This window comes from Caldovatus aquaticus, assembly GCF_019458025.1.
GTDB lineage: Bacteria > Pseudomonadota > Alphaproteobacteria > Acetobacterales > Acetobacteraceae > Caldovatus > Caldovatus aquaticus.
Window position 1 is genome coordinate 159,610 of sequence record NZ_JAHZUY010000002.1, and the last position, 14,849, is coordinate 174,458.

Sequence of the window (14,849 nt, forward strand, 5' to 3'; positions counted from 1 at the left end):
GCCGGCGCATGCCGCCGCCGGGGCGGCTGCGCGGCGATCAATCCGGGCGGACGCCGCCCGTGGCGATGACGCGCCGCCAAATTTCCACCTCCTCGCGCGTCAGGGTTGCGAGCCGCTCCGCCGGGCCGCCGACCGGCTCCACGCCCTGGGCCCGCAGGCTGGCCTGCGCCGCGGGATCGTCGAGCAGCCGGTTCGCCGCCGCGTTCAGCCGCGCGACAACCGGGGCCGGCGTCCCCGCCGGCGCGTAGAGCCCCCACCAGGCGACCACGACGAAGCCGGGCAAGCCGGCCTCCTCCATGGTCGGCACCTCCGGCATCCCGTCGAGGCGCCGCGGCGCGGTGACGGCGAGCGCGCGGATCGAGCCCTCGCGGATATGCGGGCCGAGGGCGAGGAAGTGGTAGAACATCGCGTCCACCTTCCCCGAGATCAGGTCGGTCACCGCCTGGGCCCCGCTGCGGTAGGGCACGTGCACGGTCTCGATGCCCGCGCGCTGGTTCAGCATCACCTGCGAGAGATGCCCGGTGGTGCCGTTCCCGGCCGAGGCGAAGGTGAGCGTCCCCGGGCGCCGCTTCGCCAGCGCGATCAGCCCGGCGAGGCTCTCCGCCTCCAGCCCGCGCCGCACCGCGAGCACCGCGGGCGTGGTGCCGAAGGGCGCGACGGGCGTGAAGTCGCGCACCGGATCGAAGCCCGGATCGGGATAGAGGCTGACGTTGATCGCGTGCGTGCCGATGGTGCCGAGCACCAGCGTGTAGCCGTCCGGCGCCGCCTTCGCGACCTGGGCCGTGCCGACGTTGCCGCCCGCGCCGCTGCGGTTGTCCACGACGAAGGACTGGCCGAAGGTCCGGGTCAGGTGCTGGGCGAGCAGCCGGCCGACGCTGTCGGTCGTGGTGCCGGCGGCAAAGGGGACGACGAGCCGCACCGGCCGCGCCGCGGGCCACTCCTCCGCCCCCGCCGCCGCACGCGGCAGGGCGAGCGCGGCGGCGCCGAGGAGGACGCTGCGACGATCCACCGGGCCCATGCCTTTCCCTCCCCTCCCCCGGCCCGGCGCCTCCCGCGCCGGCCCTGGAAGCCTTCTCCCCCGCGCGCCGCCGCGCGGTCAAGCCGCGCCTCCCCGGGGCCGCCGGCGCGGGCCCGGCACGGCGCGCTTGGCGCCGGGCGCGTCATCCCCGATAGGTTCGGCAACCGGCGCCGAGAGGGACACCCCGCCCATGACCGCCACGCCCGCGCTGCTGCCCACCACCGTCGTCGGCAGCTACCCCCAGCCCGAATGGCTGGTCCGTCGCGACATCCTGCTCGGCCGCCTCGTTCCGCGCGTGCGCGCGCGCGAGATCTGGCGCGTGGACCCCGAGGTGCTGGAGCAGGCGCAGGACGACGCCACCCTGCTCGCCATCCGCGACCAGGAGCGCGCCGGCATCGACATCATCACCGACGGCGAGATCAGGCGCGAGAGCTACTCCAACCGCTTCGCCCTGGCGCTCGAGGGCATAGACGCCGAGAACCCGGGCGAGATCACGAGCCGCGGCGGCAAGCCGACGCAGGTGCCGCGCGTCGTCGGCCCGATCCGCTGGCGCGGCCCGGTCGAGCGGCGCGACGTCGAATTCCTGCGCGCCAACACCGACCGCCGCATCAAGATCACGCTTCCCGGCCCCTTCACCCTGTCGCAGCAGGCGGTGGACGCGCACTACGGCGACGAGGAGGCGATGGCGATGGACTACGCCGCCGCCGTCGCCGCGGAGGCGCGCGCGCTCAAGGCCGCCGGCGCCGACGTGATCCAGCTCGACGAGCCCTGGCTGCAGGCGCGGCCGGAGGCGGCGCGGCGCTACGCGGTGAAGGCGATCAACCGCGCGCTGGAAGGCGTCCCCGGCCCGACGGTGGTGCATCTCTGCTTCGGCTACGCGCACCAGGTGAAGGACAAGCCGGCCAGCGGCTACTCCTTCCTGCCGCAGCTCGCCGACTGCGTGGCGGGGCAGATCTCGATCGAGGCGGCGCAGCCGCGGCTCGACCTCGGCATCCTGCGCGAGCTCGCGCCCAAGACGATCCTGCTCGGCGTGCTCGACCTCGGGACGCCGGAGGTGGAGACGGCGGAGGAGGTCGCGGCGCGCATCCGCGCCGGCCTCCGCCACGTGCCGGCGGAGCGGCTGGTCCCGGCGCCCGACTGCGGCATGAAGTACCTCCCGCGCGACCGGGCCTTCGGCAAGCTGCGCGCCCTGGCCGAGGGCGCCGCGATCGTGCGGCGCGAGCTCGCCGGCTGACGCCCGGCCGGGGCTGCCCGCCCCGCGCCGGCTTCGCCGCCGCACCGCGCGAGATCGGGAAGATCGCGCAACGCCCCGGCCATCCCCCGCGGGCCCGGCAGCCCGGCGCCGGCACCGGCCTCCGGCCGCCCGCCGAGGCGGGAGCGACGGCAGCGCACCGCCCGGCCCTGTTCGCCTGGCGCGGCATCGCGCGACCGCGGCGCCGCTGCCGAGGCGCCGGGCGGCCACGGATACCGGCACCGGCATCCCTCTCCCCCACGGGCCGGACGGGGCGCGGCGCGCCTCCGGCGTCGCGCGCGGGGTGGCGGGGAACCCGCGCGAGACGGTGGCGGCGGCGGGACGGCGCGCGGGCCCCGGACCGGGAGGGCACCGGCCGGCTCGTGCCCGGCGGGGCGGCGCCGGCACCGGCGGACGGCGCCCCTCCGCCGCGACCCCTCGCGCCCCCTCGTCCGTTCGGCCCCGGTCAGGAGGGGCCCGACGGCGGACCGGACCGCGCCGCCCGGTCCTCCTGGCCGGCCCCGCCGGAACGGCCCGCAGCGGCGGCGCGAGGGCGGCGTGGCGGCGCCGGCCCGGACGGCTAGGATGGCGCGGCACCAGGAACCCGCCGGGGACCAATGGCTGACAACCACGCACGGCCGCCCGCGAACGGTGCGCATCCGCCCCCGCACCACGGCTTCTTCCGCGAGCTGGCGCGCCTCGCGGCCCCCTACTGGCGCGGCGCGCGGCGCGCGCGCGCCTGGGGCCTCACCGTCGCGCTCGCCCTTCTCACCGTGGCGCAGGTGCTGCTCGCGATGTGGGTCAATCTCTGGACCGCCGACCTGTTCGACGCGCTCGAGCGCCGCTCGACCGAGCGCTTCCTGCAGCAGGTCCTGGTCTTCGCCGCGATCGTGACCCTCGTCATGCTGTGCAACGGCGCGCATCTCGTCGTCAAGCGGCGCGTCCAGCTCGGCTGGCGCGAGGCGCTCACCGCGGACATGCTCGCCACCTGGATGGACCGGGCGCGCCACTACCAGATCGCCCATGTCCCCGGCGACCACGACAACCCCGACGGCCGCATCGCCGAGGACATCCGCGTCACCACCGAGGCGGCGGTGGACCTCGGCCATTCGCTGCTCTATGCGGCGATGCTGCTCGCCACCTTCGTCGGCATCCTGTGGTCGCTCTCCGATGCCGTCGAGGTCGCGGGCATCCCGATCCCCGGGCACATGGTCTGGCTCGCCCTGCTCTACGCGGCGGCCGGCTCGATCCTCGCCTTCGTCTTCGGCCGCCCGCTGGTGCGCGCGACCGACCAGCGCCAGGGCACGGAGGCCGACTTCCGCTTCGGCCTGGTGGGGGCGCGCGAAGGCGCCGAAGGCATCGCGCTCGCCCGTGCCGAGCCGCATGTCCGCCGGCGGCTCGCGACGCTGTTCGCCGCCATCGCCGCGAGCTGGGACCGGCAGACGGTCTTCCTCGGCCGGCTGACGCTGTTCTCCTCGGGCTACGCCACCCTCGCGCCGGTGTTCCCGATCCTCGTCGCGACGCCCCGCTTCCTTGCCGGCACCATCACCCTCGGCACGCTGATGCAGGTCGCGCAGGCGTTCCAGCAGGTCACGGCGGCGCTGTCCTGGCCGGTGGACAATTTCGCGCGCATCGCGGAGTGGCGCGCCTCGGTCGAGCGCACCCTCGGCCTGTGCCATGCGCTGGACGATCTCGACGCCGAGCTGGCGGAGATCAGCGTCGGCACCGCCCGCATCGAGCGGATCGAGGCGCCGCACCTTGCCGTGCGCGGGCTCGACGTCGCCAACGCGGACGGCACCGCGGTCGCCACCGGCATCACCCTCGAAGTCGCGCCCGGCGAGCGCGTGCTGATCACCGGCGATCCGGCCGCCCTAGCCGCGGTGTTCCGCGTCCTTGCCGGCATCTGGCCCTGGGGCCGCGGCCGCATCGAGCGCCCCGAGACCGACGGTCTCGCCTTCCTCGGCTCCGCCCCCTGGATCCCGGAAGGCACGCTGCGCGAGGCGCTCTGCCCGCCGCGCGACGACGGCAGCGCGCCGCCGCCGGAGGCGGCGCTGCGCGAGGCGCTCGAACGGACCGGCCTCGGCCACCTCTGCGACCGGCTCGACGAAGCCGCGGCGTGGGGAAAGGTGCTCTCGGCCGGGGAGCGCGAGCGGCTCGGCTTCGCGCAGATGCTGCTGCGCCGGCCCGCCTGGATCGTGCTGCACCAGGCGACCGATGCGCTCGCCCCCGATGCCGAAGCCGCGCTGCTGCAGACGCTCGTCGCAACGCTCCCCGCGACGACGATCGTCAGCTTCGGCCGGCCGGCGCAGCCCGCCGAGCTGTTCCACCGCAGCCTGACCCTGGAGCGCGCCTCGGACGGCACGGTGCTGATCCACGAGACCCGTGCGCGGCGCGCCGTGCTGCGGCGCCCGCCGCCGCGCGTGCCGGTGCTCGACTGGATGCGCGAGGGCTTCGGACACAGGCGCTGAACCGGGGCGTCCGCCCCGGCGGCCGCGGTCCCGGGCGGCCGGGATGCGTCAGCCTTCCTCCGGCAGCGTGACCGCGATGCGCCCGACGACGCGGCCGTTGCTGTCGAGCACCGGCGGCTCCACCGCCGCGCCCAGCGCCTCGGCCGCATCCTCGCCGAGCAGCCCGATGCGGCGGAGGATCGCGATCAGCACCCCCATCCGTGCGCGCGACGCGCCGTCCGCGATCTTCACCGCGATGCCGAGCCCGCGCTCCGGCACGAGAGCGATCGCGAAGCCCTCGGCGCCGCCCTTCACCAGCACCCGTCCCTCCGTGGCGCGGATCAGGCGGCTGGTCGGCTGGTCGCGGCCGGAGAGGTGGTCGGGATGGGCGCGCATCGCGGCGTGGATGCGGCGGATCGCGTCGCGGCGCGACTCGGACGCCGCCGCGGCCGCGGCGTGGCGCGCCACGGCGCGCGCCATGTCGCCCACGGGAAGCGCGAGCGCCGGCAGGCCGCAGCCGTCCACGCCCCGCGGCAGCGCCGCCGCGTCGCGCCCGAGCAGCTCCGAGAAGGCCGCGAGGAAGAGGCGCTGCGCGGGGTGCGCCGGGTCGTCGTAGCCGGCCGCCGGCGCCCCGATCCGCCGCGCCACGCTGAGGAAGCCGCAATGCTTGCCCGAGCAGTTGTGGAACGCGCGCGACCGCCCGCCGCCGGCGCGCAGCCACGCCGCCTGGTCCTCCGCGCCGCGCGGCAGGTCGGGGCCGCAGACCAGCGCCTCCTCCCCCAGGCCGAGGCGGCGCAGCCAGTCGCGCACCAGCGCCACCTGGAAGTCCTCCGCGCGATGCGACGCGCAGGCGAGCGCGATGTGCTCGTCGCCCAGCCCGAGCGCGTCGGCGGCGCCGGACTCCACCAGGCCGATCGCCTGGAAGGGCTTGAGGGCGGAGCGGGGAAAGGTGACGACGCCCGGATCGCCCCAGGCGTGCAGCACGCGCCCCGTTGCGTCGGCAACCGCGGCGACGCCGTGGTGCACGCTCTCGACGCAGGGGCCGCGCCAGACCTCGGCAAGCCTCGCGAAGCTCATGCGCCGGCTGAAGCCCCGCCATAGACGCGAATGATGGCCTGCGTGCCGCGCTCCGCCCCGCCCGGTTCCGCCTGCACCCGCTCGAACAGCCGCTTCGCCAGCGCGAGGCCGGGAAGGTCGAGGCGCATCCGCTCCGCCTCCGCCAGGGCGATGCCGAGGTCCTTGAGGAAGTGCTTCACCATGAAGCCCGGCGCGTAGTCCCCGGCGAGCATCTTCGGCCCCTGCACGGCAAGCTGCGCCGATCCCGCCGCCCCCGGGCCGAGCGCGGCCAGCACCCTGGCGCCGTCGAGCCCGGCCGCGCGCGCATAGGCGAGGCCCTCGGCCACCCCCATCACCGTCGAGGCGATGACGATCTGGTTCGCCATCTTGGTGTGCTGCCCCGCGCCGGGCCCGCCCATGTGGTTGATCGTCCTGCCCATCCGTTCGAGCACCGGCCGCGCCCGCTCGAACGCCGCGGCCTCGCCCCCGACCATGATCGAGAGCGTGGCGTTGCGCGCCCCGACATCGCCGCCCGAGACCGGCGCATCCAGCGCCTGCACCCCGCGCGCCGCCGCCTCGCGCGCGATGCGCACCGCGAGCGAGGGCGAGGAGGTGGTCATGTCGATCAGCAGCGCGCCCGGCCGGGCATGGGCGATCAGGCCCTGCGGGCCGAGGTAGATCTCCTCGACATCGGCGGGGAAGCCGACGATGGTGATGACGATGTCGCTCGCCGCGGCGACCGCGGCGGGCGAGTCCGCCCAGGCGGCGCCGGCATCCAGAAGCGGCTGCGCGCTCGCCCTGGTGCGGTTGAACACCGTCAGCGGATGGCCCGCGCGCAGCAGATGGCCGGCCATGGGCCCCCCCATGATGCCGGTGCCGATGAAGCCGATGCGCTCCGGCGCGCCCGTGCCGCTCATGCCTCGCTCCTTCCCTGCAGCGCGGCCCAGATGCGCGCGGGCGTGGCGGGCTGGCGCTCCAGCCGCGCGCCGCGCCGGGCCAGCGCGTCGTTGACCGCGTTCATCAGCGCCCCGATCGCGCCCATCACCCCGCCCTCGGCCATGCCCTTGAGGCCCGCGGGCGTGCGCGGGTTCGGCGTGTCGTGGTGCAGCAGCTCGAACGTCGGCAGGTCGCCGGCGCGGGCGAGCGCGTAGTCGAGGAAGGTGGCGGCGAGCATCTGCCCGTCCGCGCCGTAGGCGGCGTGCTCCAGCATCGCGCCGGAGAGGCCCATCGCCGTCGCGCCGTGGGTCTGCCCGGCGACGACGAGCGGGTTGATCCTCCGCCCCGCGTCCTCGGCGACGACGTAGCGCAGGATGGAGAGCGCGCCCGTCTCCGGGTCGATCTCCACCGCGCAGGCGTGGGTGGAGTTGGCGTAGGTCATCGCCGGCGGGTCGTAGGCGAGCACCTGGTGCAGCCCGGGCTCCATCCCCGGCGGCAGGCGCAGCGGGTCGAGATGGGCGAGCCGCGCGATCTCGGCGAGCGTCGGCCCCGCCGGCGCCCAGCCCTCGGCCGTGCGCTGCACCACCCTGCCCTCGCGCAGGTCGAGGCCGTCGGCGCTGTTGCGGCCGAGCAGCACGGCGGCGATCTCCAGCACCTTCGCCTTCAGCCTGAGCCCGGCGAGGTAGAGCGCCCCGCCCCCCGCCGTCGCCCCGCGCGCGCCGCGGCTGCCCATGCCGTAGGGCGCGATGTCGGTGTGGCCGATCTGCACCGCCACCTCCTCCACCGCGCAGCCGAGGCCGGCGGCGACGGCCTGCGCCAGCGTCGTCTCGTAGCCCTGGCCGGAGCCCATCAGGCCGCAGGAGGCGATCACCGCCCCCGAGGGCTCGACCCGGACCACCGCCGTCTCGTGCCCCGAACCGGGGATGCCGGCGGCCTTGTAGAAGGCGCTGCCGTAGGTGGTGCTCTCGATCACCGTGCACAGGCCGAGGCCGAGCAGCCGCCGCGGCTCCGCCGCCTGGCGTGCGCGCCATCCGTCGTAGCCGAGCCCCGCCGCCGCCGCCTCCAGCGTCGCGAGCGGGCTCACCGCGTCGTAGCGTTCGCCGGTGGCGGTGGTGAAGGGCAGGTCGGCGTCGGTGATCGAATTGCGCCGCCGCACCTCCAGCGGATCGAGGCCGAGCTCGCGCGCGATCGCGTCCATCGTCCCCTCCATCACCCAGGAGGCGATGGCCATCGGCGCCCGCATCGGCCCGGAGGGGCACTTGTTGGTGAGGAACACCTCGACCTCGTAGCCGTACTCCCTCACCCGGTAGGGCCCGGGCAGGATCAGCGCCACCACCCGCGCCATGTAGTTCGCCGGGAAGAAGCACCAGGCGCCGAAGTCGCTGCGGATGCGGCAGGCGAGGGCGAGCAGGCGCCCGTCCTCGGCGACGGCGGCGCGCGTCGTCACCTCCTCCTCGCGCGCGTGCAGGGCGGCGGTGAGGTTCTCGCTCCGCGTCTCGCGCCAGCGCACCGGGCGATTCAGCATCCGCGCCGCGGCGGCGCAGGCGAGGTCCTCGCGCAGCGGCACGATCTTCTGGCCGAAGCCGCCGCCCATGTCGGGCGCGACCACCGTGACCTGCCACTCGCGCAGGCCGAGCCGCGCCGCCAGCGCGCTGCGGTAGGGATGCGGCGCCTGGGTGCCGACATGCATGGTCAGGTGCTCGCGCCCGGCATCCCAGACCGCGAGGCAGCCGCGCGGCTCCATCGGCGCGTGGGTCTGGCGCTGCTGGCCGAAGCGCGCCTCCACCACCCGCGCCGCGCGGGCGAAGGCGGCGGCGAGGCCGGGGGTCGCGAATTCCTGGCGCGAGACGCGGTTGGAGGGGAGCGCCGGGTCCACCCGCGGCGCATCCGGCGCCGCCGCCGCGGCGAGCGACGCCACCGCGGGGAGCGGCTCGTACTCCACCTCGACCCGCTCGGCCGCCTCCTCGGCCGCGGCGCGCGTCTCCGCCAGCACCAGCGCCACCGGATCGCCGACGAAGCGCGCGACATCGCGCGGCAGCGGCGGCATCTCGACCGGATGCAGCCCCTCGATCGGCGGCGCGAGGCGGAGCGGCGCGACCAGGCGGGCGATGTCCGCGCCGTCCAGCACCGCGACCACGCCGGGCAGGGCCCGCGCCGCGGCGGCCTCCACCGCGAGGATGCGGGCATGGGCGTGCGGGCTGCGCACGAACGCCGCGTGCAGCGCGCGCGGCGCCTCGATGTCGTCGAGGAAGCGGCCGGCGCCGGTGAGCAGCCGGCGGTCCTCGCGCCGGCGCAGCGGCCGGCCGAGCGGCCCGTCCGGCGCGGGCGGCGGCGCGGGGGCGGCGGCGCTCATGCGATGCGCCGCTCGCTGGCGCGGTCGAACAGGTGCAGCCGCGCCGGGTCCACCCCGACCTCGATCCCCTCCCCCTCCCGCACCCGCCATCCCTTGGGCACGCGGAGCGTGAGGCTGGTGCCGGCCGGTCCCGACACTTCCGCATAGGTGTCCGAGCCGAGCGGCGAGACCAGCTCGACCCGCCCCGCGAGCGGGATGAGGTGCGGCGCCGGCGCCTCCACGTCCTCCGGCCGCAGCCCGAGCACCACCTCGCGCCCGGGCTCGGCGCGCGGCGCCGGCAGGCGCAGCTCGGCGCGGCGGAAGGCGCCGTCCTCGATCCGCCCCTCGATCAGGTTGATCGGCGGGCTGCCGAGGAAGCCGGCGACGAACAGGTTCGCCGGCCGCTCGTAGATCCCCTCCGGCGTGTCGAGCTGCTGGATCAGCCCGCCGCGCATCACCGCGATGCGGTCGGCGAGCGTCATCGCCTCCGCCTGGTCGTGGGTAACGTAGACGAAGGTGGCGCGGAGCTGGTGGTGCAGCCGCTTGATCAGCGAGCGCATCGAGAGCCGCAGCGCGGCGTCGAGGTTGGAGAGCGGCTCGTCCATCAGGAACGCCGCCGGGTTGCGCACGATCGCCCGCCCCAGCGCCACCCGCTGGCGCTGCCCGCCCGAGAGCTGGTGCGGCCGGCGGTCGAGGAGATGCGCGATCTCGAGCTGCTCGGCCGCGGCGCGCACGGCGCGCTCGATCCCGGCGCGCGGGGTGCGGCGCAGGCGCAGCGGGAAGGCGATGTTCTCGAACACCGTCTTGTTCGGGTAGAGGGCGTAGGACTGGAACACCATCGCCACCTCGCGCCGGTGCGGCGGCAGCCAGGTGACGTCGCGCCCGTCGAACAGCAGGCGGCCCGCGCTCGCCTCCTCGAGCCCGGCGATCAGGTTCAGCGTCGTGGTCTTGCCGCAGCCCGAGGGGCCGAGCAGCACCATGAACTCGCCGTGCGCGATGGTGAGGTCGAGCGCCTCGAGCGCGGTGACGGCGCCGTAGCGCTTGGTCAGACCCTCGCAGACGATCGTCGCCATCGCCCGCTAGCCCTTCACCGCCCCGGCGGTGAGGCCGGAGACGATGTAGCGCTGGAACAGCACGGCGAGCAGCACCGGCGGCACGATGGCGATCACGCCGGCGGCGTTGACGAAGGAGAAACTGGTGGTGAAGTCCATCACGAAGCCCGAGATCACGATCGGCAGGGTCTGCGCCTCGACGTTCTGCGTCAGCACCAGGGCGAAGACGAACTCGTTCCAGCTCGTCAGGAAGGCGAAGGTCAGCGCCGCCACCAGCGCCGGCAGCGACAGCGGCAGGTAGACCTGGCGCAGCGCGCCCCAGTGCCCGCATCCGTCCACCCGCGCGGCGCGGTAGAGGTCGCGCGGGATGCCCTCGAAGTAGGAGATCAGGATGAAGATGGTGAACGGCACCGTCACCGCGAGGTAGGTGACGACCAGCGCCGCCAGGCTGTTGATCAGCCCGAGGGCGCGGATCACCAGGAACAGCGGCACCACCAGCGCGATGTCCGGGATCACCCGCGTCGCCAGCACCGTGTAGAGCGTGGCGCGGCGCCCGCGGAAGTCGATCACCGCGATGGCGTAGGCGGCGGTGAGCGAGAGCAGCAGGTTGAGCGCCGCCACCCACAGCCCGACGACCAGGCTGTTGCGGAGCGAGGGCAGCAGGTTCTGCGCCCCGGTGGGCAGGAAGCCGCCGGTCGCCGGGTCGCCCTGGCGGCGCGTCTCGTAGGTGACGACGCGCTCCGCGGCGCGGAAGATCGCCTCGAAATTTGCGAGCGTCGGCTCGGGCGGCAGCCAGTTGGGCGGCACCGCCGTCGCCTGCGCCTCGGTCTGCAGCGAGGAGGAGACGAGCCAGGCGACCGGCCCCGCGACGTAGAGCACGAACAGCAGCGAGAAGGCCGCGAGCAGCAGGCCGCGCCCGAGCCGCGGCGCGACCGGGCGCCGCGCCGCGGCGCGCCCGGGGGGCGGGGCGCGGCGATCCTCCGCCCCGCTCACAGCCGCCGCCCCAGGAAGCGGATGAACAGGTAGGAGAGGAGGAAGGTCGCCATCGCCAGGATGTAGGAGAGCGCCGCCCCGGTGCCGAAGCGGAGCGAGCGGAAGGTCTCGACGTAGATGAACCAGGAGAGGGTGAAGCTCGCGTCCCCCGGCCCGCCCTGGGTCATGATCAGGAACAGGTCGAAGTGGCGGATGCTGATCATCGTCTCGTAGACCAGCACCAGCATCAGGCCAGGCCGCAGCGCCGGGAGCGTGACGTGCAGGAAGCGCCGGAACGCCCCCGCCCCGTCCACCTTGGCGGCGCGGTAGAGGTCCTCCGGGATCGCCTTCATGGTCACGATCAGGAGCAGCGCCGCGAGCGGCATCTGCTTCCACACCGCGGCGTTGGCGATCAGCAGCAGCGTCAGGTCCGGGTCGCCGAGCCAGGCGCGGTAGCGCTCCAGCACCCCGAGCTGCACCAGGAGCCCGTTGAGCAGGCCGTAGCTCGGGTCGTAGATCCACTTCCACATCAGGCCGTTGACGACCGAGGGCGTCGCCCAGGGCAGCAGCAGCAGGGCGTTCAGCAGGCGCTGCCCGGGGAAGGCCTCGTTCAGCAGCAGCGCCACCAGCACGGCGAGCACGGTGGTCGCCGCCACCGTCACCACCGTGTACACGGTGGTGCGCGCCACCGCGATCCAGAAGCGCTCGTCGGCGAACACCCGCAGGTAGTTGTCGAGCCCGACGAAGGGCCGCCGCAGCGGCCGCGTCAGCACCACGTCGTGCAGGCTGACCCAGAAGGAGTAGAGGATCGGAAAGGCGGCGACCACCAGCAGCACCGCCACCACGGGGAACACCAGGAGCGCGGCGGCGCGCTCGTCGTAGCCGAGGCGAGGCACGGCGCTACCGGAAGGCCCGCCGCAGCTCGGTCCATTTCGCCGCCGCCGCGCGCATCGCCGCCTCCGGCTCGGCGCGGCCGAGGCAGACGCTCTGCCACGCCTGGTTCGCCGTCTCCACCCACTCGCCGAACCAGGGCGAGATCACGTCCTTCTTGCGCGTCCGCGCCGACTGCGCCGCGATCACCGCGCCGCCGCCCTCGCCCGCCCAGCGCGTCCAGAAGCCCTGCACTTCCGGGTCCTCGTTCAGCGGCAGGGTGCAGAAGGGCAGGCCGAGGTCCGTCAGCAGCAGCTTCTGCATCGAGTAGTTGCCGGCGGTGTCGCGGCCGCCGAAGAACTCGATGAAGCGCACCGCCCGCTCGCGCCGGGCGCGGTCGTTCTTCGCCCCCGGCGTCATGCCGTAGAAGCGGATCCAGCCGCAGGTCTCGTTCGTCCCCTCCGGCCCGCCCTTCGGCATCAGCGCCAGCCGGATCCTGCCCGCCGCCTGCGACTGCGAAGGGTCGTTCAGCGCCCGGATGCGGTAGGTGGGCACGATGGCGAAGGCATGCGCGCCGGAGCCGAAGGCGCGCAGCCCGTTGATCTCCGCCGTCTCCACCGCCCCCGGCGAGACGATGCGGTGGGTGTGGATCGCCTCGCGCAGGAAGCGCGCCGCGCGCACCGCGCCGCGGGCAGGATCGGCCATCACCGCCTCGCCGCGCTCGTCCACGAAGCGCCCGCCGTGGCTGAACACCAGGGCGGAGACGAACTCGATCAGCCAGGTGTCGGCGGCGAGGCTGAGCAGCAGCGGATACTCGGCGATCCCCTGCCGCTTGATGCGCAGGCTGGCCTCGACCACCTCGTCCCAGGTCGCCGGCGGAGCCGCGATGCCGGCGCGCTGCAGCAGCTCGGCGTTGACCATGAACGACATGTGGTCGCCGTAGTAGGCAAGGCCGTACTGCCGCCCGCGGTAGCGCATGGACTGCGTGCAGTACTCCGCGGCTTCCGCGTTGTACTTCATCAGCTCCGGGATGTCGTCGATCGGCGCGAGCCAGCCGGCCTCGGCGAACTCGGGCAGCCAGGCGTCGGAGATCCAGCTCACGTCGATCGGCGCGTTGCCGACCAGGCGCGTCACCAGCGCGGTGCGGAACTGCGCCCAGGGGAAGTTCTCGTAGTTGACGCGGATCCCGGTCGCGCGCTCGAAGGCGCTGATCTGCGCGCGCACCTGGTCCACCGCCGCCGACCAGCCGATGAAGTTCACCGTCCCCCCGGCCTGGGCGCGGGCCGCGCGGGCGCCGAGCCCGGCGGCGCCGAGCGCCGCCGCCCCGGTCGCGGCCAGCACGGCGCGGCGTGCGAACATCCCCCGCATGGCGCGTCTCTCCTTCCCTACCCCCGCGAATCTCGCGCCCCGCGGACCGTCCTGTCCAGCCCCGCCACGGCAGGCGCGGCCGAGCCGGCGCGAGGCCGCGGCCCGCCTCTCCTTCGCCAGGCGGCGCCGCCCGTCAAGCGCCCGCCGGGGCGCGCCCTTACCCCTCCGGCGCCGGGATCGCCGCCGTCCCCGGCCTGCCCGCCGCCACCGCGTCGAACAGCGCGATCTGCCGCGGCAGGCAGACCGTGCGGAGATCGTAGCGCTCCACCGCCGTCCGCCGCGCCGCCGCGCGCAGCGGCGCGTGGCGCGCGGGCGCCGTCAGCGCGCCGACGACCGTATCCGCGAGTTCCCCCGCGGCGTGGAAGTCCACCAGCAGGCCGTTCTCGCCGTGGCGGATCACCTCCTGCACCGGCGGCGTCGCCGATCCGACGACCAGCGCCCCGCAGCCCATCGCCTCGATCATGCTCCAGGACAGCACGAAGGGATAAGTGAGATAGACGTGCACCCGCGTCACCCGGAACAGCGCGAGCAGCGCCGGGTGCGGGATGCGGCCGACGAAATGGACGCGCGCGAGGTCGAGCCTGCCCGCGAGCTCCTTGAGCATGTGGGCCTTCCAGCTCCCCCCGTCCGGCGGCAGGCGGCCGTAGCCGCGGTCCTCGCCCCCGACCACGACCACCTGCGCCTCCGGCCGGCGGCCCAGGATCTCGGGCAGGGCGCGCATGAACACGTCGAAGCCGCGATAGGGCTCGAGGTTGCGCGAGACGAAGCTCACCACCTCGTCGCCGCGGCGCAGCACGCGCCCGTCGGGCAGGGCGAATTCGGCCGGCCCCTCCGGCGTCGCGACCGCCTCGGTGTCCACGCCCTCGTGCACCACCGAGATGCGGTCGCGAAGCAGCGCCGGATAGCGGCTGCGCTGCCAGAGCGTCGGGCTGACGCCCCAGTCGCAGGACTCGAGCGACAGCAGCTGGGTGACGTTGAGCGTCCGCACCCGCGCCATCTCGTCGATCGTCACCTCCTGGGACGGATCGAACCCGATGTCGGCGCCGCGCGCGGAGTAGTAGAACTCGCAGTAGTAGAGCAGGCGCGCGTCCGGGAACACGTCGCGCAGGTAGAGGCCCTCGCCCCAGCCCGGATGGCAGCAGATGATGTCCGGCCGGAAGCCCTGGCGCTGGAGCGCTATGCAGGCCTGCGCCGCCGCTTGGCCGCGCCGCACCGCGCCCTCGATCGGGCGCAGGTAGCGATGGGTCTTCTCGCCGGGCCCCTGCGGCGGCGGATAGCGCACGTGCTGCACGCCCGGCAGCGCGATGTTCGGCCGCTCGCCCAGCCCGATCACCCGCGCGCCCTTGCGCCGCGCGATCGCCGGCGCGAGGTGGCGGTACTGCCCGGGAAAGTTCTGGTGGACGAAGAGCGCCTGCACCAACGGGCCGATCCCCCCCTCGGTCCATGCCTTCATGCCCCCCGCCGCCGGCCGCGGCAACGGAGCGCCGCGAGGCGGGCCCGCCGGGCAGCGGCGCGCGGCCCGCCCGTGCGCCCCGGCCTTCCGCCTGGGCACGGGCGCGGCGCGCCG

11 protein-coding genes are annotated in these 14,849 nt (G+C 75.1%); 2 read left to right on the top strand and 9 right to left on the bottom strand.

Annotation, left to right across the window (positions count from 1 at the left end; genetic code table 11):
* Positions 1-37: 37 nt before the first annotated feature.
* A complete protein-coding gene (locus K1J50_RS01765; protein ID WP_220115707.1) occupies positions 38-1,009 on the bottom strand; it encodes a Bug family tripartite tricarboxylate transporter substrate binding protein in 972 nt (323 codons plus the stop codon).
* Positions 1,010-1,208: 199 nt separating this feature from the next.
* Between K1J50_RS01765 and K1J50_RS01770 the strand changes: the two genes are divergently transcribed.
* Positions 1,209-2,252, top strand: a complete 1,044-nt coding sequence (locus tag K1J50_RS01770; protein ID WP_220115708.1) for a uroporphyrinogen decarboxylase family protein — start codon at positions 1,209-1,211, stop codon at positions 2,250-2,252.
* Positions 2,253-2,866: 614 nt separating this feature from the next.
* On the top strand, positions 2,867-4,717 hold the full coding sequence (locus K1J50_RS01775; protein ID WP_220115709.1) for an ABC transporter ATP-binding protein/permease: 1,851 nt from the start codon (positions 2,867-2,869) through the stop codon (positions 4,715-4,717).
* Between the two features lie 48 nt (positions 4,718-4,765).
* On the opposite strand, the gene K1J50_RS01780 is transcribed toward K1J50_RS01775, so the two are convergent.
* The 8 genes from K1J50_RS01780 to K1J50_RS01815 all read right to left on the bottom strand — a co-directional run bounded on the left by K1J50_RS01780 (position 4,766) and on the right by K1J50_RS01815 (position 14,735).
* Entirely contained in the window at positions 4,766-5,773 is a 1,008-nt protein-coding gene (locus K1J50_RS01780) for an asparaginase (RefSeq protein WP_220115710.1), read from the bottom strand.
* Positions 5,770-6,669, bottom strand: coding sequence for an NAD(P)-dependent oxidoreductase (locus tag K1J50_RS01785; RefSeq protein ID WP_220115711.1), 900 nt, complete (start codon positions 6,667-6,669; stop codon positions 5,770-5,772). Before K1J50_RS01785 ends, K1J50_RS01780 begins: the two co-directional genes overlap by 4 nt.
* Positions 6,666-9,041 (bottom strand): xanthine dehydrogenase family protein molybdopterin-binding subunit, encoded by a 2,376-nt coding sequence (locus K1J50_RS01790; RefSeq protein WP_220115712.1) that lies wholly within the window; start codon positions 9,039-9,041, stop codon positions 6,666-6,668. Before K1J50_RS01790 ends, K1J50_RS01785 begins: the two co-directional genes overlap by 4 nt.
* Positions 9,038-10,093, bottom strand: coding sequence for an ABC transporter ATP-binding protein (locus tag K1J50_RS01795; protein WP_220115713.1), 1,056 nt, complete (start codon positions 10,091-10,093; stop codon positions 9,038-9,040). Before K1J50_RS01795 ends, K1J50_RS01790 begins: the two co-directional genes overlap by 4 nt.
* A gap of 6 nt (positions 10,094-10,099) precedes the next feature.
* Positions 10,100-11,065: a carbohydrate ABC transporter permease gene (locus K1J50_RS19490; RefSeq protein WP_220115714.1), complete on the bottom strand. Its 966-nt coding sequence runs from the start codon at positions 11,063-11,065 to the stop codon at positions 10,100-10,102.
* The gene (locus K1J50_RS01805) at positions 11,062-11,940 is read right to left on the bottom strand and encodes a carbohydrate ABC transporter permease (protein WP_220115715.1); all 879 of its coding nucleotides are present in this window, start codon (positions 11,938-11,940) and stop codon (positions 11,062-11,064) included. The genes K1J50_RS19490 and K1J50_RS01805 overlap by 4 nt, the downstream gene beginning before the upstream one ends.
* A 4-nt stretch (positions 11,941-11,944) precedes the next feature.
* Positions 11,945-13,282 (bottom strand): ABC transporter substrate-binding protein, encoded by a 1,338-nt coding sequence (locus K1J50_RS01810; RefSeq protein ID WP_220115716.1) that lies wholly within the window; start codon positions 13,280-13,282, stop codon positions 11,945-11,947.
* A 157-nt stretch (positions 13,283-13,439) separates the two neighbouring features.
* Positions 13,440-14,735, bottom strand: coding sequence for a glycosyltransferase family 4 protein (locus K1J50_RS01815; RefSeq protein WP_255574807.1), 1,296 nt, complete (start codon positions 14,733-14,735; stop codon positions 13,440-13,442).
* Positions 14,736-14,849 lie beyond the last annotated feature (114 nt).